Below are 19,606 nucleotides of genomic sequence, written 5' to 3' on the forward strand. Positions count from 1 at the left end.
AAATCAATGGGGTGAATCTATGTCTGTAGTAGGTGAAGAAAGAAAGCGAACCATTCTTGAGAAGGTAGAGTTTAAAGGGAAAGTAAAAGTTTCAGAGTTAGCGAGAGAGTTTGCTGTATCAACAGAGACGATTCGTCGTTATTTAGAAGAATTGGATCGTGAAAAGAAGTTGAAGAAAGTGTATGGCGGAGCCGTCCAACTTCCGGGAGCTGGAATAGAGGCACCAATGTTAGAACGAGAGATGCTGCATATAGAAGAGAAGAAGAGAATTGGGTATAAAGCAGCAACGTTTGTGGAAGATGGAGATGTGATTGCGATTGATGATGGAAGTACACCACTTCAAATGGTGCCATATCTTGTTCATCGTAAAAATTTAACGATTGTAACAAGTTCATTTCCAGTAGCTACACAATTAATTTCTTCTATTAATAAAAAGATGTTTCACGGTGAAGTTTTATTTATTGGTGGAAAAGTCTCTCCAAAGCATTCACGTGTGTCAGGGTCTATTTCGCAGCAAGTAATCCAGCAATTTCATTTTCATAAAGCATTCGTTTCGATTGATGGATTGTTACCTGGTTTTGGGGTTTCTAGTTTTGAATTAGAAAAGGCGAAACTGTCAGAAACGATGCTGAAATTAGCGGAGAAAACATATATTTTATGTGATCATACAAAAGTAGGGGTAAAAGGAAATTACCGAATAGCAGCATTTTCACGTATTCAACATGTAATTTGTGATAAGAAAATGCCCTATAGTTTTGAAGAGGAAGTCAAAAAGCATAATATTCAATGGACAATTTGCTAAATAAATTGAACTCCCACCTGTTTTGGAGGTGGGAGTTTTACTGTCCGCAAATAGCGGGATAAAAGATTTGTATGTATGCAAAAAGTGGACACATTTTCTCATCTCTTTCATATAATTTACCAATACAAAAAAAGTTGGTCGAAGGAAAGAAGGGAGAAGCATGTCAGAACGGATATATAATAAACTTGTATTGTATGCAAATATTTTGCAAAAAATTGGTTTTATTAATGAAAAAGAAAAAAGTGAAATTCTTCATACGCTAGGTAAAAAGGCCCTTTGATTAAAGGGTTTTTTTATATTTTATCTTTGGAAATATAAACCTAATGTAATATTATCATTTATTTTTACAATTGATAACATTTATCAATTGTAAAAATTATGTATGATAGAGGATATTATTTTGAAAAAAGTTATATTAAGGCGCTAGTAGTAGCCACAACATTAGCAATTCCATTTGCTATATACTCTACTCCAACATTAGCAGCACTAAAAGCTGAAGCAAACCAGTCGGTGGCAACAGCTAGTGAACGTACATACGATACTGAGATTAAAATATATGCCAAATTTAAAATCTTTAACAGTTGCGAATGCGAAGATAACAGATCCGTTGTTCTTTGCGCATTTAAAGCAATTAAATCATTTAGTTTTACGTGGTAATGAATTTTCAGATGTAACACTACTTGTTAAGATGGATAATTTAGCATCGCTTGATTTGAGTAATAATAAAATTACAAACGTTGCACCACTCATTGAAATGAAAAATGTAAAAAGTTTATATCTATCAGGCAACCAAATAGAAGACGTAACAGCATTAGCGAAAATGGAACAACTAGATTACTTGAATTTAGCAAATAATAAAATTACGAATGTTGCTCCATTAAGCGCGTTAAAAAATGTAACATACTTAACTTCAGCAGGTAATCAAATTGAAGATATTAAACCGTTATATTCATTACCTTTAAAAGACTTAGTATTAACGCGTAATAAAGTTAAAGATTTATCGGGTATTGATCAAATGAAGCAATTAAATAAATTATTTATCGGGAAAAATCAAATTGAAGATGTGACACCACTTGCTAAAATGACTCAGCTTACAGAAGTAGATTTACCTAATAATGAGTTAAAGGATATTACTCCATTATCAAATCTAGTAAACTTACAAAAACTTGATTTAGAAGCAAATTATATTTCAGACTTATCGCCAGTTAGTAGGTTGAATAAGTTAGTATATTTAAGTTTTGTTGCAAATGAAATCCGTGATGTTAGACCAGTGATAGAACTAAGTAAGAAAGCTTATATTAATGTTCAAAACCAAAAAGTCTTTTTAGAGGATACAGAAGTAAATAAAGAAGTAAAAGTACCTATATACGAAAAAGACGGTGAGGTATCTACAAAAATCCGTCTGAAGAGTGATGGTGGTACGCATAGTAATGGTGTAGTGAAATGGAGTACACCAGGTGAGAAAGTATATGAATTTGGAGTGAAAGATCCATTTAATGATACAGGTATTTTCTTCACTGGTTCTGTGATTCAAAAGGTTGTAAATGAAAAAGTAGCTGAAGAAGTAATAGAGTTTAAAGATGTACCAAAAGATCATTGGGCAGAAGGCTATGTGAAAGCTTTAGCGGATAATAATATATCAAAAGGTGATGGAAAAGGAAACTTTTTAGGTGATGATTTCGTAACACGTGAACAATATGCACAGTTTTTATATAATGCAATAAAGAAATAAAAGATGAGAAAATACGTTATTCTTTGATTTAAAAAGAATAACGCATTTTTATGTACAAAATGAAATAGGGAATAGACAGAAGTATAGATATATGGATGGCCCATTTTAAAGAAGAGCTATGAAACTATATTGACAAAAAGGCGTTATCATGTGATAATTCAATTAAATTTTTAGAATAATCAAAAAATACTCCTTTTACATAGAAAGGATTCGAACATTATATAAATATTATGCCGGGGGTGACGAAATGTTATTTTTTCTAAAAAAATGGAATGAATTAAAAGATGTGAAATCTGAATTGGCACTTCGTGATTGGTTTTATGGTACAAAAATTAGTTTATCACTCTGTACGTCAAAAGAGCCATTAACTTTTTTAATAAACGTTGAGGGAAGAGATAAAGGGTTATTTTCAGAAGAAGACTTTATTGTTGTTAATTGTATGTGTGAGCCAGTATTTGAAAATGAAGAAAAACCAGCTGCAGAATCGTTTATGCATGCGGATATTTATAAAAAAAGTAGTGCAGAATGTATTTTACAAGTGCAGACTGTAGATAGTCATTTAATATCAGAGTTATATGGAGAAGAAGGGGAAGTAACATTCGATAAACGTAGTGTGGAACGTGTTTTTGGAAAAGAAGGTATAACAGAAATGACAATTCCCATTGTAGAAGATGAGAAGAAATTTGCTGATTTATTAGAAAATAATGTACCGAATTTTATTGAAGGTGGAGGAGTAGTTCTTGTTCATAATTATGGCATGATTGTGTGGGGGAAAACTCCAGAAGAAGCGAAAAAATGGCTAGAGGGTATAGAATATTTAATGAATTATCATGTAAAGTTGTTAATGATAAAAGGTGCAAAGAGCTCTGTTATATAAAATGTTTGTGATGTCGTTACAAGTCAATAAAAAATGAAAGCGTTTTAAAAATAATTTCACTCATAAAATATAGGTCTCCTTATTATATATAGATTACATGTTGACATGTAAGGAGGAACATATTTTGCGAGTTAAATATCATTTTCTGCCAAAACAGCAAGTAACATTTTGCAAAATGAACGATTCAGGTGAAGAGGCTTTGCACATTATGAATGAAACGGGATTTCGAGCAATCCCTGTATTAGCAGAAGATGAAAAGAAATTCATAGGGATTATTTATAAAGTAGATCTTTTAGAAAAGAAGTGTAATAGCGGATTAGAGAAATTAAGTGCGGAACATATGCTGGGGGATTCCTCCGCATTTATTTTTGAAAAGGATTCTTTTTTTAGAGCATTTTATGTTATTCGTCGACTTCCATTTTTAGCTGTGCTAAATGACTATAATGAATTTGTCGGTATCTTAACGCATTCCAATATATTTGATGTTATTGAAGATTCATTCGGTATGCGGACGGGTGGTTATATATTAACAATTGCAACACAAGATTGTAAGGGAACGATTAAAGAACTTGGGACATTGTTGAAAGCATTTAATATCGGTGGATTATTTACACTAGATAACGGTGATCAATATATTCGCCGCGTTATCGTAAATATAGCAGATGAGTTAAATGAAAAAAGATTAAAGCAATTAATCGAAAAAATAGAGAAAAAAGGATTCAGGGTGAGTCATGTAGATTATATTTAAGGTGAAAAGGAAAGGTACCAATTTGCTATATGCAGATTGGTACCTTTTTAGTGTGAGTAATGAATCTTATTTTGAAACAGGAGGTGGAGATAGTGCTAAATCAGATAAAAAAATAAAATCTGCATGCGCGCGAATGTTAGGAATAGAAGTTTCTATAACACGTGATGTAATTTCACCTGGAGGTCCAACGTGTCCAATAGCTACCATAATCGGTTTTTCTTGAAGTTTTTTAATAAGTAATTGGGCTTGTTTTGAAATATGTGCCGCTGTATACACATCATCAAAAAATAATTGATTTTCAATAATAGGCACTCCTAATTCTTTCCCGATTTTTGGGACAACACTCTTAGGATTTGTTTTGCTATCTAAATAAAATAAACCGTGTTTTTTACAAGCTGCAAGTATAAGTCGTACAATTCTTTCGTCCGCGGTCACTTTTGATCCCATATGATTGTTCATGCCAATTGCATGCGGTACTTCTTGAATCGCTTGTTCGAGTCGGTTATTTATTTCTTCGTCGCTTAAATCAGTTGTAATTGCTTTTGGTCCAAGCCATTCTTTTTTACCTTTAATAGGTTCCATTGGCATATGTATAATAACTTCGTGCCCTTTCTTATGAGCGGCTATCGCATCTTCCTTTGTGGAAGGGAGAAAAGGCATAACGGCAACAGTCAGTGGAATAGGAAGTGATAACATTTTATCAGTCCCCTTCATATTATTGCCGAAGTCATCAATGACAATAGCGACTTTGTTTGTATGGGCCTTTGCTTGAACAGGAAACAAGAAGGATGGTAAAAACATAGTAAATATAAGTAATGCAATCGTATATTTGCGCATATAAATATTTCCTTTCTATTTTATCCCGCTATTTGCGAGCAGTGAGGAATGGACAAAATCCCCAATGATTAAATTTCACTTTATCAATCATCATTATGTTTTGCGTTTTTATATAAATTAAACAAAAAATGTCGAAGAAAAGTATATGGAAAATAGAGAATCCGCTATTTAATTGGTATTTGTAAAAAAAGAAGATGAAAAAAATGTCTATTATTGCGAATGTATTTACAAAGATAGAATAATTTGTAATAATTCTCAAAGTGAGGGTAAAGATTTGTAAATTACAGGGAGAAAATGTTAAAATTTCTGATTCTTCAAATTCAAATATGATTAAGTAGTTAAAAGGCCGATGGAGAAGTAAAGTCGAGAGCACGGAAGTATAATAAGGGGGATATGGATGTTTACTGTAAAAAGGAAGTACACATTAGAAAAGCTTTCACGTGATATTCATATGAAACGTGAAGAAATGATTCAATTAGGTTTAACAAGTGGGTTAAATAGTATGGAGACAATTCAAGTGAGTCAAGAATTGGACAAGCTTATTTTACAGTACCAGTGTTATAAAGAAAAACAAACACCAAAATGGTTATCAATTATAAAGGTACCTATTTTTCAAATTGGGTATGAAGGGAAATCAAGTAATTTTTGGCGAATGCTTGTGGCTGGTTTTATGAAATAAGTATAATTACCCTTTTGGGATAAGGATAATTATACTAGGTGTAACGGAATTTCGATATGAACTGTCGTTCCTTCATTTTCTATACTATCAATAAAAATATGCCCATTGTACATCTCTACAATTCGTTTACATATGACAAGTCCAAGACCGGTTCCAGTATCTTTATTAGTAAAGAACGGATGAAAGAGGTGTTTTTGAATATGTTTCGGAATTCCCTTTCCAGTATCTGTGATTTTCAATTGTGCGTGTGTTTCATTGTTTGTTACGGAAATGGTCAGTGTGTCACCAGAATTCATGGCTTCAATTGCATTTTTTGTAATGTTTAAAACCACTTGTTTCATATGGTCTTTTGAGCAACGGATATGAACAGGATGGTCTGGCAAATGTAAATGGAATACAATGTTATGTAGATTCGCCTCAGATTGAATAATTAATGCTACCTCATTTAGAATGGTTCTCACATCATATGTTTGTTCAATGATAGCAGTTGGCTTTCCAAGAATAAGAAATTCGCTTACAATTTCATTAATCCGTTCTATCTCTTGTTCGATGACGGAAAAATAAAACTGATCTTGTTCATCTTTATATTTCTCTTTTAATAGAGCGACGAGCCCTTTAATTCCGGTAAGAGGATTACGGATTTCGTGGGCTGTACTAGCTGCAAAAGTTCCAACCAATTCAATTTTTTGTAGTTCATTTTGTTGTCTTTCCAGTTTTGATTGACGTTTTAACAACATATATTGAGCAAGTAAAAATAAAATAGACATTAAAAATAAAGTAGCTATACACTCTATTGCAACCCACTGATATAAAGTTTTTTGATGGATAGGTAATGGAGAAACAGAGACCTTCCAATTTAATCTTTGGAGTGGGGTAGTAAGCATATTAGAATGCGCATCACTTGTTTCGTTATTATCATCGGTGAGAAAAACTACATCATGTTTATCAGTTACTTCAAAATGATATTGTGGCTTAATGGCATTTAAAGATGCTGAAATGTAGTCAAAGCGTAAACTTGCTAACAATAAGCCTGAGATTTCCTTCTGTTTATTGAAAATGGGAGAAGCAATCATAATAGCTTGATGTCCAAGAACACGATCTGTAATGGCTGATGATACAGTTGTTTTCTTCGTTTGCAATACGTCTTGAATATATTTGCGATCTGAGACATCAACAGGCGGTCGGTCGCCTTCGGATGCGATTGTAATGATGCCTTCTGATGTAGCGTAATATAAACCAGAAAAACGTGTATCGTTTCCATCTGTATCATGTACAATTTGTTTAACTCCATTTATATTTCCAGTCTCGGTTCCTACGACCTTTGAGAGCATTTCTAATGCGGAAATTGCTTCACCAAGGTGATGATCTAAATAGTCTCTATATAAAAAGAGAACCGTGTGAGCAGATAGTTTGTTTTCCTGCTTCATTTTATACGAATGATATGAATAAAATGTAGCACCAATTCCTATCGTTGGTAGGATAACAAGCACTATATATAAAACTATGCTGTGGAATTTGACTTTCAAATTTGGTACTCCTTCTTTTTTATTATCATTATATATAAACTATGTTAAAATTGTCATGTTTTTATTCAAGAATCATTCATAATATATTTGGGGAGAGGAAATGAATGAGTAAATACTCATTCGGAATTTACATGAAGTACTAAGTTGTTTTTTCTTTTTATTACTGAGAATTTAAGTGAAGGGTTGAAAGTTGTATGACATCAAATAATGAACGAGAAGATATTTCTCAATCTTTAAAAGTATTTATTGCATTATCTCGTGTACATCGTTCTGTTATGGATACTACAAATAAATCTATACAAAGTAACGGGCTAAATCCAACTGAATTTGCTGTATTAGAACTGTTATATCATAAAGGCGGTCAACCACTTCAGCAAATTGGTGAGCGTATTTTAATAGCTAGTGGCAGCATTACATATGTTGTAGATAAGCTAGAGAAAAAGGGGCTAGTAAAGAGAATTCCGTGCCCGAATGACAGACGTGTTATTTATGCACAACTAACTGAATCTGGAGAGAGCTTTATTGCTTCTATTTTTCCAGGGCATGAGCAAGTTATACATCAGTCTTTTGAAATGTTAACGAAAGAGGAAAAGGATGAATTACTTGCTCTATTAAAAAAGATTGGAAAATATGAAAAATAATAGTATGTTCCAAAAGAGCTTTGGATAAAGAAATCCAAGGCTCTTTTGTTTACATGTAATTATGACAGCATCTGCCGTATTTTGTTGAAGAATAAGAGGAGATTTGTAAGTAAGCATTGAATTATAGTAAGGATGCACATAATGGAGAGGAGGCTAGTTCATGTCATTTAAAGACTATGAATATAAACGGCCAAATATTGAAGAATTAAAAGAAAAGTTTACTGTTGCTTTAGAGAAGTTTGATAATGTAAAAACTGTAGAAGAACAAAAACAAGTCATCAATTCAATTAACGAAATTCGCAACGACTTCGGTACAATGGGGAATCTTTGTTACATTCGTCATTCTGTTGATACGACAGATGCTTTTTATAAGGAAGAGCAAGATTTCTTTGATGAATTCTCTCCAGTTGTACAAGGATATGGTACAAAGTATTATAATGCGTTAATTCATTCTCCATTCCGTGAAGAATTAGAAGCGTATTATGGAAAGCAATTATTTGCTTTAGCGGAGTGTGATTTGAAAACATACTCTGATGAAGTTGTGAAAGATTTACAATTAGAGAATAAATTGTCTTCACAATATACGCAGTTATTAGCATCTGCAAAAATTGACTTTGCAGGAGAAGAAAGAACGTTATCGCAACTGATTCCATTTATGCAAGGGAAAGAAAGAAATGAACGTAAAGTAGCAAGTGAGGCATATTACGGATTTTTAGCTGAGAATGAGGAAGAGTTAGATCGTATTTATGATGAGCTTGTTAAAGTGAGAACGAAAATCGCCAAATCTTTAGGTTTCAAAAACTTTGTTGAACTTGGATATGCAAGAATGTACCGTACAGATTATAATGCGGAAATGGTGGCGAATTATCGTCAGCAAGTACTTGATTATATCGTTCCCGTTACAACGGAATTAAGAAAGCGACAACAAGCACGTATCGGTGTAGAGAAGTTAGCATATTACGACGAAAACTTTGAGTTTGCTACTGGTAATCCAACTCCAAAAGGAGATGCGGATTGGATTGTTAATCATGGGAAAACGATGTATAAAGAGTTATCGGCTGAAACGGATGAATTTTTCAATTTCATGCTAGATAATGATTTATTAGATTTAGTTGCGAAAAAAGGAAAAGCTGGTGGCGGATATTGTACATATATTGAGAATTATAAAGCGCCATTTATTTTCTCAAACTTCAACGGAACATCTGGCGACATTGATGTATTAACACATGAAGCTGGTCATGCTTTCCAAGTATATGAAAGTCGTAAGTTTGAAATTCCAGAATACAATTGGCCAACGTATGAAGCATGTGAAATTCATTCTATGAGTATGGAATTCTTTACATGGCCATGGATGAAGTCATTCTTTGAAGAAGATGCAGATAAATATTATTTCTCTCACTTAAGTTCAGCACTTCTGTTTTTACCGTATGGTGTATCTGTTGATGAATACCAACATTATGTATATGAAAATCCAGAAGCATCACCAGAAGAGCGAAAGACAGCATGGCGTAATATAGAGAAAAAGTATTTGCCGCATCGTGATTATGAAGATAATGATTATTTAGAGCGCGGTGGATTCTGGCAACGTCAAGGACATATTTATAGCTCGCCGTTCTACTATATCGACTACACATTAGCACAAATTTGCGCACTGCAATTTTGGAAACGTGCAAGAGATAATAGACAAGAGGCATGGGAAGATTATGTGAATCTGTGTCAACAAGGTGGAAGTAAATCATTTTTGGAATTAGTAGAAGTTGCAAATTTAACATCACCATTTGCTGAAGGCTGTGTGAAAAGTGTCATTACAGAAATTGAAGCATGGCTACGTGCGATTGACGACACAAAATTGTAAAAAACATGCGCTTTTTTTCACATGTTTAACATCGACATAAAGAGAAAATGATGAGATAATAAAAGAAAAGAAAATTCAGAATACTAAAGAGGTGTTTCTAATAAGGAGCACCTCTTTTCACCAACAAAAAGGGGGGAAAGAAGTATGCTTCAATCTAATATGGATGTGAGTTTAGAAAGTTTGGTGAACTCATTACAGTCTACTCGAAGCACGCTATTATCAGAAATTGAAATGTTAAATGATACAGAAGTGAATGTAAAGCCACGCCGTGATAAATGGAGTATTATTCAAATTTTGCATCACTTGCATTTAGTTGAACAATCAGTTACATCTGCCCTTGTATATGCTTTACAAAAAAATGAAAGAAACACGACTCCATTTAAAGACCTCCAACTTACGCTTGATCGCACACATAAACGAGAAGCTCCTCAGCAAATGGAACCAACAGAAACGTTAATGAAAAAACAGCAAGGAATTCAATTACTAGAACATTCACGACAAGAACTATTACACGCGCTTCATAGTGTGGTAGATGAAAAAGATTTATTTGAAAATGGATTAAAGCATCCTATTTTTAATGAGTTGAATTTGTATCAGTGGGTTCAATTTCTTGATTTGCATGAACAAAGACATCTTACGCAGTTAAAAGAGGCGAAACACGCAATTTTGCAACGATAATCAGAAGGAAGTGGGAGACCACTTCTTTTTTGATACGTGCATAGTTTTCTTTCTTATTTTGGAATACTACATGGAGAAAGAACAGAAGGAGTTGAAAAGTATGTCCAAGAAAAAGAAAGAAGAAGAGCGCGCGTGGAAAGCACGTAAAGAAAATCAAAAACCACATGGTAAAGTGAAAGCCTTTGCTGAATTAGTTGAAGGAACAGAAAAAACGTGATGATTATTTCATCACGTTTTTTGTATGAGTGGAAAAGTTAATAAGAAGGTTGTACCTGTACCTTTTTCGCTTATAATATCGATTTTTCCGTTCATAGCTTGAACAACACTGAACACGACCATCATTCCAAGTCCAGTTCCTTTTTCTTTCGTTGAGTAGAAAGGAGAGCCAAGACGTTTCACTTGTTCAGTATCCATACCGATTCCTGTATCTTTTATATACAACTGAATATGCTTATGATCAGGAACTAATGTGAAATAAAGATCACCGCCTTTTGGCATGGCCTCAATGCAGTTTTTTAAAATATTTAACAAGCATTGATTTAGTTTTTGTTTTTCTCCCGCGATAAAAAAAGAAGAGCTTTGCTTTATATAATGTGTACGCACATTTGCTAAATTAGCAAGTGGTGTAATTAACGATAATGCATGTAGTAGTTCTTCTTCTAACTGTAATCTTTGTTCTTTTTCAATACTTGGTTTTGCAAAGGTTAAATAATCTGTAAGAACATGATTTGCTTGTTCGATTCCGTTGATGGCTATGTCGATATATAATTTTCGCTCTTGCTCAGTGCATGTATTTGACTGCAAGAGTTGTAAAAATCCTTTTGTTGAAGTTAATGGATTGCGAATCTCATGAGAGATGGACGCTGCCATTTCTCCAATTAAATGGAATTTTTCGGCATTCATAAGTTCGTTTTGAAGACGAACTTGCATTTGTAGTATGTGTAGCAAATATAAAATAAGGATTGTTCCAATTATTGTACATATTTCGTACACGATAATATGGGGTATGTAATCGGCGCTATTTGTAACCTCTGAGAGGAAAGAAGGTACCCAGCCCAAGCCAAATATGAGACTGTAAAAGATAGCGAGTGCTATTTTTATTCGATTAGAACTTCGGTTAAATAGTTTGTATGTTAATAGTAGAACAATAAACAGTAGAACCGAGGCGATAAGGGATGGAAAAACACCTATTCCCCCTAATAAGAAGCGGTATATGTTTAATACAGTTAAGATGGAAGCACCAGCAATAGGGCCCCCTGTTAATGTACCGACAATTAATACGATATGGCGCATATCAAATTGAAATCCATAATTTGTTTTTGCTCCGAAAGTAATACATAGTATGGTAGCGAGGCAACATAATGCAATAAATATAGCTGAATTTAATTTAGGAGAACGTTTCCCTTTTTGATTCCAAAATAAATGGTATACGAGCATTGTAACAAGGATGAATAATATATTTAGAAAGAGATAAATAATAAAGGGTTTCAGTGGGGTGCCTCCTCTCTTCTCACATTAAATTCATCATACTATAAAATGAAAGAAATGAAATGAAAAATAGCGGAAAAATCAGAAATTTTTTCTGGTAGTATACAATATGTTACAATAAGCTTTGTCAATGAAAGAAGGAATTCCGTGCATTGCACGGGAGAGGTTCGCGAACTCCCTCTATAAAAAACTATGGAAACAACAATATCTTTAGGTATTGTTTTGTTTTTTTATTGTGACAGTTCAAGAACGTTCTTTCTTCTTATTCGTAGTAGAGAAGGAGAATGAGTGAAATGAAAAAAGAAAAGGCAGTTGTTGTTTTTAGTGGAGGACAAGATAGTACGACATGCTTATTTTGGGCAATAGAGCAGTTTGCAGAAGTAGAAGCTGTAACGTTTAATTACAATCAACGTCATAAACTAGAAATTGATTGTGCAGCGGAAATTGCGAAAGAGCTAGGAATTAAACATACGGTGCTAGATATGAGTCTATTAAATCAACTTGCTCCAAATGCGTTAACGAGAACGGATATGGAGATTACACATGAAGAAGGTGAATTGCCATCGACGTTTGTAGATGGACGAAATTTACTATTCCTATCATTTGCTGCTGTATTAGCAAAACAAGTTGGAGCACGTCATATTGTAACGGGTGTATGTGAAACTGATTTCAGTGGTTATCCAGATTGCCGTGACGTGTTTGTGAAATCGTTAAACGTTACTTTAAATTTATCCATGGATTATCCGTTCGTAATTCATACACCACTTATGTGGATTGATAAAGCGGAAACATGGAAATTATCAGATGAACTTGGAGCATTCGAGTTTGTTCGAGAAAAAACATTAACATGTTATAACGGAATCATTGGTGATGGTTGCGGTGAATGTCCAGCATGTCAGCTTCGTAAAGCAGGATTAGATACGTACCTACAAGAACGCGAAGGAGCAAATAACTAATGGATAATTTCTTTGGATTTCGCATCGTAGAAAATTTGCAAAAAATGGACAAGGATATTCAGCGTAAACAGCTCAAATATCATAATAAAAGAGTAATGGTCAGCAAGGAATTTACATTTGATGCAGCACACCATTTACACTGTTATGAGGGGAAATGTAAAAACTTACATGGTCACACATATAAAGTTGTATTTGGGATTAGTGGATATGTAAATGAAATAGGTCTTGCGATTGACTTTGGAGATATAAAAGAAATTTGGAAGAATGAAATAGAAATTTATTTAGACCATCGTTATTTAAACGAAACGTTACCAGCAATGAATACGACTGCTGAAAACATGGTCGTTTGGATTTATGAAAAGATGGCAGAAGCATTACTAAAAGATAATCGTGCGAACGAATATAAAGGAGCTCGTGTTGAATTTGTTCGTCTTTTTGAGACGCCAACTAGTTATGCGGAAGTAAGACGGGAGTGGATGCTCGATGAGTAAAATCCCTGTCTTAGAAATATTTGGTCCGACCATTCAAGGTGAAGGAATGGTTGTGGGACAAAAGACGATGTTTATCCGTACAGCTGGCTGTGATTATAGTTGCGCATGGTGTGATTCTGCTTTTACGTGGGATGGATCGGCTAAGGAACAAATTAGACAGATGACAGCAGAGGACGTTTGGAACGAGCTTGTAGAAATTGGTGGCGAAAATTTTTCTCATGTTACGATTTCAGGTGGAAATCCAGCATTGTTGAAAAATATTGAGTTTCTTCTTTCTATATTAAAAGAGAATGGAATGCGGACGGCAATCGAAACGCAAGGGAGTAAATGGCAAGATTGGTTACTTCAAATTGATGAGATAACGATTTCTCCAAAACCACCAAGTTCGACGATGAATACTGATTTTCAGAAGTTAGATGCTGTTATTCAGAAACTAGCAGGAAAAGATATTAGTTTAAAGGTAGTAGTATTTGACGATTATGACTTTGAGTATGCAGTTAAGATGCACGAACGTTATCCAGATGTTCCATTCTTCTTACAAGTAGGGAATGATGATACAAAAACTGTGGATGATACGATGTTGATTAAAAAATTATTAGATAAATACGAGTGGCTTATTGAAAAAGCGGTTAACTGTAAAGAAATGAATAATGCAAAAGTATTGCCACAGCTTCATGCGTTAGTATGGGGAAATAAACGCGGAGTATAATGAGAAGGGATGTTTAAAATGGCAGGAAGATTAGATGAAGATTTAAAAGATGTAACTTTATTAGGAAATCAAAATACAAAATATTTATTTGAATATAGCCCAGAAATTTTAGAGGTATTTGATAACAATCATCCAAACCGTGATTATTTTGTAAAATTTAATTGCCCTGAATTTACAAGCTTATGTCCGAAAACAGGTCAACCAGATTTTGCAACAATTTATATTAGCTACATTCCAGAACAAAGAATGGTAGAGAGTAAATCTTTAAAGCTATATTTATTTAGTTTCCGCAATCATGGTGACTTCCACGAAGATTGCATGAACGTTATTATGAATGATTTAATTAAATTAATGGATCCGCGTTACATTGAGGTATGGGGGAAATTCACACCACGTGGAGGGATTTCAATTGATCCTTACTGCAACTACGGTCGCCCAGGCACGAAGTATGAACAAATGGCAGACTACCGTATGATGAACCATGATCTATATCCAGAAACAATTGATAATCGTTAATATATAATAGAAAGAAAGGATCTGTATAACATACAGATCCTTTCTTTCTATTATATTATGCATTTTGATTAATGACAGTATAGTTTTTATGACTTACAACTGTAAGAGGTTCCATATCTAGTTCTCTAAAATTTTCCATAATTGTTATATCTACAATAACGGAGTTTTGATTTACTTTTTGAACACGGCCTTGCATTCCACCTTTAAATTCAATGATATCTCCAGTTTCTGCGATCTGCATAAGCAACTCTCCTTGTTACAGTTTTCCAAAAAAAGAATAATTTTGGTTTTTTTTTATTTCCTCTTATTTTGAACCATATTGTCTAGTTTGTAAATGTTTCCAAAGTAAAAATTCGAAAAATATTCACATTTTGTAAGAAAATATGCAAGAACTCCAAGTTATTAGAAAAAAAGAACGGTTTAAATGCGTGCATCTTTATATAGGGGTATAATGAAAAAATACAATAACCTACTAAAGTGGGAGAAATTAGAGGCGGTAAAATGATGTTTGAATTTGTGGGGAGTGTTATAGCATTAACTTTATTTGTATTTTCTTATATAAATTTAAAAAAGATTCGTCATCATGAAACGACTACATATTTTGATGGGATGGATGGTATACATGCTGGGGTCACACATGAGAGTGGTTGGGATATGTAAAGGTGTATAACTTTCTTTTTTTGCGTGGTATGATATTTAAAAATAGTACATAATAGAGTTCGTAAGTGATGAATGGAGAGTGGAAAGAATGAAGATTTCTTTTATTCGTCATGGCCGCTTAGATCGTACTATAGAACCAATGACGGTTACATCCTTTCACGAATGGATGAAAGGATATGACTTACATACTATAACAGAAAAAGCACCTATACCAATGGAAACAATGGAAGCGGTTGAAGCAGCAAAGTTGATTGTAACGAGTGATCAAAGGTGTGCTATACAGTCAGCAGCTGAATTAATGAATTCTTTATCTTTTATGCAAAATTCTCTTTTTAGGGAAGCTGAAATTCCGACGAATTTTTATGCTCCAACATGGTTGAAATGTAAACCTAACGTATGGATGTTTATCGGGCGAACATTATGGATACTTGGTTACCATAAAGGTGTTGAGTCTTATAAGGAAGTAAGAGAGAGGGCAAGGCAAGCGGCTTACTTATTACACCGTTATGCTCTCGTACATGGAAGTATTGCTCTTGTAGGTCATAATTACATTAATGCAATGGTTGGTGCGGAGCTGAGAGCGATGGGATGGTCTGGTTCTCCTATTTTACATAGGAAGCCATGGGGATGTACAACCTATACATTCCACGAAGCGATGGATGGAAATATATTAAATACAAAATTAACATAAAAGCACACGATTTATATATAAATCGTGTGCTTTCTTTTTAAGATATAGAAATTTTGATGTTTAATGTTTTTACGAGGTGTGCATAAGGTTCGCCTACAAGCATAACGATTTGATCTTTTTTATAACCTAGTTTTTCATATAGTGAATAGGCACGTTTGTTTTCTAAATTAACAAGTAATGCGATTTTTTCATGCTCCTTTTCAGTTGCATGGATTTCAGCAGCTTCAATTAATTGAGAACCGATTCCTTTTCCGCCATATGCACTTGAAACTGATAATGTATCAATGTAATATTCATCAAGTTCAGCTTCTTTTTCTAATGTAATTGATTCATCTTTATGTAATTCTCTTAAGTAATGTACAATTGGTGCATCAAGACTTGTTGCTTCACTACCGTGATAAGCGACAATAACCCCAACTGCAACCCCGTCTTGTACATATACAAAACAGTTTTCATAGCTCAGTCGATTTCTCTCTTTTGAGAACCATGTTTCAAGTCCTAGTAATACTTCTGTCTCAACTGTGCTGCCTGTGATTTTTTCAGCAATTTCGTGCAGAGCGTTATATAATAAAGGTGCAATTGCCTTCGCATCTGTCTTTTTTGCTTTCCGAATCATAGTATCCCTCCTAATTCTATTTATATATTGTAGCATAGTGGTATGGAACTTTGCATAATTGAATGCTGAAATGATTGATATAGAGAAGTAGCTATGTTAGTATATGATATTTAGTGGACATATACTAAAGAGATCTTTTTTGAAAAATAATGAAAATGAAATGAAGGTATAGCACCTGGATAATTTTACAGTTGTTGACCTATAGAATATACGATAAAATAAAATATTGCATAGAGGTGAAATACATGGATAAAGAATTAGCAAATGCAATTTTGGATCAGCTGAAAAATGGTGAAATAAAGGAGTATGTTGTTACGAAAGATGTATTTTATACGTTCAGAGAAGTTGTAGTAAGTCGAGAAGATTTTAAACATATTATTGGGAACGCACAGCGCGGCGGACAAGTAATTTATACATATTCAGAAACGCCACGTTCGTAACTAGAAGAATATAGGGAGGAGAATTATGGGCGATTTTAAACAAGGCATATTACCGCATTGGGATTATATGTGGAAAGATAGAGCTGGCAATAGGTTTATGGGGATGGTCATGTATCCAGAGAAACGAAAGTGTTCGGCAAAAATGCTTCAGAAAATAAAAAGAGCATATGAAGAGGCTATAGAAATTAAAGTAACCGTACAAGTTCAACATACATTTCAGTATGTAGAAGGAATGATTGTGTACTTTGATGAAGAAGCTCCTGTATGTACAATGATTGATAAAGATGAAAATCCACATCATATATTTGTAAAAGATATTTTGCGCATTGAGCACTCAGAATAATCTTTTCATAAATAAGTTGAATTTCCATAATAATAATCTTTTTCTATAATAGTTATCTTTTAGTATGTAACGCGAACCGAAAGTATATGTATAATATTTAATAAAGTAAAACTGATAAATGTAATCGTTTTTTAGAACAGATTATCGTTTCATGTCTGTTCTTTTTTGCGTGATGCTGGAGAAATATATTCCTCCAGCATTTGCCGTTTTATGACAAAATATATTGGTAACTTTTTTAAAAATAAGGTTAAATTCGTTGACAACTTTTTTGAAAAGCACTTTATTGACATGAGTTTTAGAATGTTGTTTCATAGTCATTGTATTGAAAAAAATCGACTGTCTTGTCGAAAAGTAAAATTTAAAAAAAGAAAGAATTTATACATATATCTTGTGTCTTATTTTGAAACGTAATACAATATATAGAGAAATCAAGAAACAACATACAGAGAGTATAGATTGGAGAGGGAGGGTCGGAAATGATAGTTGCATATGATTCTATGACAGGAAACGTGAAACGTTTCATTCACAAATTAAATATGCCGGCCGTTCAAATTGGTGAAGATCTAGTAATAGATGAAGACTTTGTTTTAATTACGTATACAACAGGTTTTGGCAATGTACCAGAACGTGTTTTAGAATTTTTAGAGCGCAATAATGAAAAATTAAAAGGCGTATCTGCAAGCGGCAATCGTAACTGGGGAGACATGTTCGGTGCAAGTGCTGACAAAATTTCTGCTAAATATGAAGTGCCTATTGTATCAAAATTTGAGTTATCAGGAACAAATAATGATGTAGAATATTTTAAGGAAAGGGTGCGGGAGATTGCGACACATTGAACTGAATAATGAAATCACGCAAATGCAGGACGGTTTTTATCAGCTTCATAAAGATAAAGAGGCATTAGAAGTCTTTATGGAAGAAGCTAGAGAAAATACCGTTCATTTTAATAGCGTGGCAGAGCGAATGGAGTATATGAAAGAATATGATTACTATTACAACGTTCTGGACGAGTATAGCTTGGAGGAAGTAGAAGAGGTATATAACATCGCTTATGGTGAAAACTTCGAGTTCCAATCTTATATGGCAGCATCTAAGTTCTACAAAGATTATGCGTTAAAAACAAATGATCAAAAACAATACTTAGAAAGCTATGAAGATCGTGTAGCAATTGTTTCATTATACTTAGGACGCGGTGATGTTGCGAAGGCAAAACACTTCGCAAGCATGATTGTAAAACAAAACTACCAACCAGCGACACCAACCTTTTTAAATGCGGGACGAAGCAGAAGAGGAGAAATGGTGTCTTGTTTCTTGTTAGAGATGGATGATAGCTTAAATTCAATCGGCTTTAACATTAATACTGCAATGCAATTATCAAAAATCGGCGGTGGAGTAGCTTTAAACTTGTCTAAGCTACGTGCACGCGGTGAGCAAATTAAAGGTATCGATAACGCTGCAAGTGGTGTAGTACCTGTTATGAAATTACTTGAAGATTCGTTTTCATATGCAAATCAACTTGGGCAACGAAAAGGTGCCGGTGCAGTATACTTAAACATTTTCCATTGGGATATTATTGAATTCCTTGATACAAAAAAAATAAATGCCGATGAGAAGAGCCGTATTCAGTCTCTATCAATCGGAATTATCGTTCCAAGTAAGTTCTTTGAGCTTGCTGAGAAAAACGAACCTTTCCATGTTTTCGCGCCTTATACGGTGTATAAAGAATACGGAAAGCATTTAGATGATATAGACATTGATGAAATGTACGATGAATTAATGAGCAATCCGAAAGTGAAGAAGAAGCCGCTAGATATTAGTGCACGTGATATGCTTATTAAAATTGCTATGATTCAGCTTGAGTCTGGTTACCCATACTTAATGTTTAAATCAAATGCAAATAACCAACATCCACTGAAGGATATTGGAACTGTGAAGATGTCGAACTTGTGTTAAATATGTAGCACCTTCTAGTAGAAATGCTAGTCGAAAACTCCGTTAAACGGGGAAAGCCTCAAATTTGAGGTAACCTACCGTGCTAAATCTTATCTTAGAATGAAAATATAAAAGTTCAGAATGTATCTTATTATTTTGTATAGCAGAGTTATGGGACAACATAAAGTAATAAGATACATTCTGAAGTATGTAAGATAAGTAAAAGCCTAACGACTATCCCTTATGGGAGTAGAGCGCAAGCGATTGGCGTTCGAAAAGCGGAGCACCTAATCAGGTAATGCTGTAGGTGATGATATAGTCTGTCCTGTATGGTGACATACAGCAGTTGCATGAGCAACGGACTGAGGAGTAGCGGACTCGGTTGAACA

The 19,606-nt window shown here is 33.9% G+C and carries 22 protein-coding genes, 3 pseudogenes and 1 riboswitch; of the genes and pseudogenes, 20 read left to right on the plus strand and 5 right to left on the minus strand.

Features of this window, described 5'->3' with window-relative positions; translation table 11 throughout:
• Positions 1-19: 19 nt before the first annotated feature.
• The 5 genes and pseudogenes from ABH961_RS02015 (at position 20) to cbpA (ending at position 4,159) form a co-directional block, all read left to right on the plus strand.
• Positions 20-802 carry a DeoR/GlpR family DNA-binding transcription regulator gene (locus ABH961_RS02015; protein ID WP_048545017.1) on the plus strand — a complete coding sequence of 261 codons (783 nt, stop codon included), beginning with the start codon at positions 20-22 and terminating at the stop codon, positions 800-802.
• A 378-nt stretch (positions 803-1,180) separates the two neighbouring features.
• Positions 1,181-2,429 (plus strand): annotated as a pseudogene (locus ABH961_RS02020) (leucine-rich repeat domain-containing protein); the annotation flags it as partial.
• 6 nt (positions 2,430-2,435) lie between these two features.
• Positions 2,436-2,534: pseudogene (locus ABH961_RS30035) on the plus strand (S-layer homology domain-containing protein); the annotation flags it as partial.
• Positions 2,535-2,781: 247 nt separating this feature from the next.
• Positions 2,782-3,411, plus strand: a complete 630-nt coding sequence (locus ABH961_RS02025) for a class II aldolase/adducin family protein (RefSeq protein ID WP_048545015.1) — start codon at positions 2,782-2,784, stop codon at positions 3,409-3,411.
• 124 nt (positions 3,412-3,535) lie between these two features.
• A complete protein-coding gene (gene cbpA, locus ABH961_RS02030) occupies positions 3,536-4,159 on the plus strand; it encodes a cyclic di-AMP binding protein CbpA (RefSeq protein WP_048545012.1) in 624 nt (207 codons plus the stop codon).
• 66 nt (positions 4,160-4,225) lie between these two features.
• Here the strand turns inward: cbpA and ABH961_RS02035 are convergent, their stop codons facing one another.
• Positions 4,226-4,996, minus strand: a complete 771-nt coding sequence (locus ABH961_RS02035) for a divergent polysaccharide deacetylase family protein (RefSeq protein ID WP_046958227.1) — start codon at positions 4,994-4,996, stop codon at positions 4,226-4,228.
• Positions 4,997-5,393: 397 nt separating this feature from the next.
• On the opposite strand from ABH961_RS02035, the gene ABH961_RS02040 reads away from it, so the two are divergent.
• Positions 5,394-5,675 (plus strand): aspartyl-phosphate phosphatase Spo0E family protein, encoded by a 282-nt coding sequence (locus ABH961_RS02040; RefSeq protein ID WP_000495532.1) that lies wholly within the window; start codon positions 5,394-5,396, stop codon positions 5,673-5,675.
• Positions 5,676-5,704: 29 nt separating this feature from the next.
• On the opposite strand, the gene ABH961_RS02045 is transcribed toward ABH961_RS02040, so the two are convergent.
• On the minus strand, positions 5,705-7,201 hold the full coding sequence (locus ABH961_RS02045) for a DUF3149 domain-containing protein (protein ID WP_098047505.1): 1,497 nt from the start codon (positions 7,199-7,201) through the stop codon (positions 5,705-5,707).
• A 194-nt stretch (positions 7,202-7,395) separates the two neighbouring features.
• Between ABH961_RS02045 and ABH961_RS02050 the strand changes: the two genes are divergently transcribed.
• The 4 genes from ABH961_RS02050 to ABH961_RS02065 all read left to right on the plus strand — a co-directional run bounded on the left by ABH961_RS02050 (position 7,396) and on the right by ABH961_RS02065 (position 10,592).
• On the plus strand, positions 7,396-7,842 hold the full coding sequence (locus ABH961_RS02050) for a MarR family winged helix-turn-helix transcriptional regulator (RefSeq protein ID WP_000203344.1): 447 nt from the start codon (positions 7,396-7,398) through the stop codon (positions 7,840-7,842).
• A 160-nt stretch (positions 7,843-8,002) separates the two neighbouring features.
• A complete protein-coding gene (locus ABH961_RS02055) occupies positions 8,003-9,697 on the plus strand; it encodes a M3 family oligoendopeptidase (RefSeq protein ID WP_075308615.1) in 1,695 nt (564 codons plus the stop codon).
• A 144-nt stretch (positions 9,698-9,841) separates the two neighbouring features.
• Complete coding sequence (locus ABH961_RS02060; protein ID WP_048545002.1) at positions 9,842-10,375, plus strand: DinB family protein; 534 nt, start codon at positions 9,842-9,844, stop codon at positions 10,373-10,375.
• 100 nt (positions 10,376-10,475) lie between these two features.
• Positions 10,476-10,592 carry a DUF6254 family protein gene (locus tag ABH961_RS02065; protein WP_000038254.1) on the plus strand — a complete coding sequence of 39 codons (117 nt, stop codon included), beginning with the start codon at positions 10,476-10,478 and terminating at the stop codon, positions 10,590-10,592.
• 11 nt (positions 10,593-10,603) lie between these two features.
• On the opposite strand, the gene ABH961_RS02070 is transcribed toward ABH961_RS02065, so the two are convergent.
• Complete coding sequence (locus ABH961_RS02070; RefSeq protein WP_098077829.1) at positions 10,604-11,812, minus strand: ATP-binding protein; 1,209 nt, start codon at positions 11,810-11,812, stop codon at positions 10,604-10,606.
• A gap of 207 nt (positions 11,813-12,019) precedes the next feature.
• A riboswitch (PreQ1 riboswitch) is annotated at positions 12,020-12,063 on the plus strand.
• A gap of 93 nt (positions 12,064-12,156) precedes the next feature.
• Between ABH961_RS02070 and queC the strand changes: the two genes are divergently transcribed.
• Genes queC through queF form a run of 4 tightly spaced genes read left to right on the plus strand, consistent with a single transcriptional unit; the run spans position 12,157 to position 14,535 of the window.
• Positions 12,157-12,819, plus strand: a complete 663-nt coding sequence (queC, locus tag ABH961_RS02075) for a 7-cyano-7-deazaguanine synthase QueC (RefSeq protein WP_000711595.1) — start codon at positions 12,157-12,159, stop codon at positions 12,817-12,819.
• Positions 12,819-13,310 (plus strand): 6-carboxytetrahydropterin synthase QueD, encoded by a 492-nt coding sequence (gene queD / locus ABH961_RS02080; protein ID WP_000368411.1) that lies wholly within the window; start codon positions 12,819-12,821, stop codon positions 13,308-13,310. The genes queC and queD overlap by 1 nt, the downstream gene beginning before the upstream one ends.
• A complete protein-coding gene (gene queE / locus ABH961_RS02085) occupies positions 13,303-14,019 on the plus strand; it encodes a 7-carboxy-7-deazaguanine synthase QueE (protein WP_098077831.1) in 717 nt (238 codons plus the stop codon). The genes queD and queE overlap by 8 nt, the downstream gene beginning before the upstream one ends.
• Before the next feature lie 18 nt (positions 14,020-14,037).
• Complete coding sequence (gene queF, locus ABH961_RS02090) at positions 14,038-14,535, plus strand: preQ(1) synthase (protein ID WP_000918895.1); 498 nt, start codon at positions 14,038-14,040, stop codon at positions 14,533-14,535.
• Positions 14,536-14,590: 55 nt separating this feature from the next.
• Here queF and ABH961_RS02095 read toward each other — a convergent pair whose 3' ends face one another.
• Entirely contained in the window at positions 14,591-14,776 is a 186-nt protein-coding gene (locus tag ABH961_RS02095; protein WP_001165081.1) for a YkvS family protein, read from the minus strand.
• Positions 14,777-15,039: 263 nt separating this feature from the next.
• Between ABH961_RS02095 and ABH961_RS02100 the strand changes: the two genes are divergently transcribed.
• Together ABH961_RS02100 and ABH961_RS02105 are read left to right on the plus strand one after the other, a co-directional pair.
• Positions 15,040-15,195, plus strand: a complete 156-nt coding sequence (locus tag ABH961_RS02100) for a hypothetical protein (RefSeq protein WP_048545344.1) — start codon at positions 15,040-15,042, stop codon at positions 15,193-15,195.
• Positions 15,196-15,283: 88 nt separating this feature from the next.
• Entirely contained in the window at positions 15,284-15,886 is a 603-nt protein-coding gene (locus ABH961_RS02105) for a histidine phosphatase family protein (protein WP_075308623.1), read from the plus strand.
• Positions 15,887-15,923: 37 nt separating this feature from the next.
• Here ABH961_RS02105 and ABH961_RS02110 read toward each other — a convergent pair whose 3' ends face one another.
• Positions 15,924-16,502, minus strand: coding sequence for a GNAT family N-acetyltransferase (locus ABH961_RS02110; protein ID WP_048544992.1), 579 nt, complete (start codon positions 16,500-16,502; stop codon positions 15,924-15,926).
• A gap of 245 nt (positions 16,503-16,747) precedes the next feature.
• Between ABH961_RS02110 and ABH961_RS02115 the strand changes: the two genes are divergently transcribed.
• The 4 genes and pseudogenes from ABH961_RS02115 to ABH961_RS02130 all read left to right on the plus strand — a co-directional run.
• Positions 16,748-16,942: a hypothetical protein gene (locus tag ABH961_RS02115; protein ID WP_000356682.1), complete on the plus strand. Its 195-nt coding sequence runs from the start codon at positions 16,748-16,750 to the stop codon at positions 16,940-16,942.
• Between the two features lie 25 nt (positions 16,943-16,967).
• Complete coding sequence (locus tag ABH961_RS02120; protein WP_097816701.1) at positions 16,968-17,285, plus strand: hypothetical protein; 318 nt, start codon at positions 16,968-16,970, stop codon at positions 17,283-17,285.
• A gap of 476 nt (positions 17,286-17,761) precedes the next feature.
• On the plus strand, positions 17,762-18,121 hold the full coding sequence (gene nrdI / locus ABH961_RS02125; protein ID WP_000634376.1) for a class Ib ribonucleoside-diphosphate reductase assembly flavoprotein NrdI: 360 nt from the start codon (positions 17,762-17,764) through the stop codon (positions 18,119-18,121).
• Positions 18,108-19,235 (plus strand): annotated as a pseudogene (locus ABH961_RS02130) (ribonucleotide reductase N-terminal alpha domain-containing protein); the annotation flags it as partial. The gene nrdI and the pseudogene ABH961_RS02130, both read left to right, overlap by 14 nt.
• Between the last annotated feature and the right edge of the window lie 371 nt (positions 19,236-19,606).

This window comes from Bacillus sp. RC251, from assembly GCF_044908765.1.
GTDB classification, from domain to species: Bacteria; Bacillota; Bacilli; order Bacillales; family Bacillaceae_G; genus Bacillus_A; species Bacillus_A wiedmannii.

What these genes read in the sequence shown, in the direction of transcription:
- nrdI (WP_000634376.1), top strand. Translation starts at nt 17,762, where the DNA reads ATGATAGTTGCATATGATTCTATGACAGGAAACGTGAAACGTTTCATT.
- ABH961_RS02050 (WP_000203344.1), top strand. Translation starts at nt 7,396, where the DNA reads ATGACATCAAATAATGAACGAGAAGATATTTCTCAATCTTTAAAAGTA.
- queD (WP_000368411.1), top strand. Translation starts at nt 12,819, where the DNA reads ATGGATAATTTCTTTGGATTTCGCATCGTAGAAAATTTGCAAAAAATG.
- ABH961_RS02065 (WP_000038254.1), top strand. Translation starts at nt 10,476, where the DNA reads ATGTCCAAGAAAAAGAAAGAAGAAGAGCGCGCGTGGAAAGCACGTAAA.
- ABH961_RS02060 (WP_048545002.1), top strand. Translation starts at nt 9,842, where the DNA reads ATGCTTCAATCTAATATGGATGTGAGTTTAGAAAGTTTGGTGAACTCA.
- ABH961_RS02070 (WP_098077829.1), bottom strand. Translation starts at nt 11,812, where the DNA reads ATGCTCGTATACCATTTATTTTGGAATCAAAAAGGGAAACGTTCTCCT.
- ABH961_RS02040 (WP_000495532.1), top strand. Translation starts at nt 5,394, where the DNA reads ATGTTTACTGTAAAAAGGAAGTACACATTAGAAAAGCTTTCACGTGAT.
- ABH961_RS02055 (WP_075308615.1), top strand. Translation starts at nt 8,003, where the DNA reads ATGTCATTTAAAGACTATGAATATAAACGGCCAAATATTGAAGAATTA.
- ABH961_RS02100 (WP_048545344.1), top strand. Translation starts at nt 15,040, where the DNA reads ATGTTTGAATTTGTGGGGAGTGTTATAGCATTAACTTTATTTGTATTT.
- ABH961_RS02095 (WP_001165081.1), bottom strand. Translation starts at nt 14,776, where the DNA reads ATGCAGATCGCAGAAACTGGAGATATCATTGAATTTAAAGGTGGAATG.
- ABH961_RS02120 (WP_097816701.1), top strand. Translation starts at nt 16,968, where the DNA reads ATGGGCGATTTTAAACAAGGCATATTACCGCATTGGGATTATATGTGG.
- ABH961_RS02105 (WP_075308623.1), top strand. Translation starts at nt 15,284, where the DNA reads ATGAAGATTTCTTTTATTCGTCATGGCCGCTTAGATCGTACTATAGAA.
- queE (WP_098077831.1), top strand. Translation starts at nt 13,303, where the DNA reads ATGAGTAAAATCCCTGTCTTAGAAATATTTGGTCCGACCATTCAAGGT.
- ABH961_RS02110 (WP_048544992.1), bottom strand. Translation starts at nt 16,502, where the DNA reads ATGATTCGGAAAGCAAAAAAGACAGATGCGAAGGCAATTGCACCTTTA.
- queC (WP_000711595.1), top strand. Translation starts at nt 12,157, where the DNA reads ATGAAAAAAGAAAAGGCAGTTGTTGTTTTTAGTGGAGGACAAGATAGT.
- queF (WP_000918895.1), top strand. Translation starts at nt 14,038, where the DNA reads ATGGCAGGAAGATTAGATGAAGATTTAAAAGATGTAACTTTATTAGGA.
- ABH961_RS02015 (WP_048545017.1), top strand. Translation starts at nt 20, where the DNA reads ATGTCTGTAGTAGGTGAAGAAAGAAAGCGAACCATTCTTGAGAAGGTA.
- ABH961_RS02115 (WP_000356682.1), top strand. Translation starts at nt 16,748, where the DNA reads ATGGATAAAGAATTAGCAAATGCAATTTTGGATCAGCTGAAAAATGGT.
- ABH961_RS02025 (WP_048545015.1), top strand. Translation starts at nt 2,782, where the DNA reads ATGTTATTTTTTCTAAAAAAATGGAATGAATTAAAAGATGTGAAATCT.
- ABH961_RS02035 (WP_046958227.1), bottom strand. Translation starts at nt 4,996, where the DNA reads ATGCGCAAATATACGATTGCATTACTTATATTTACTATGTTTTTACCA.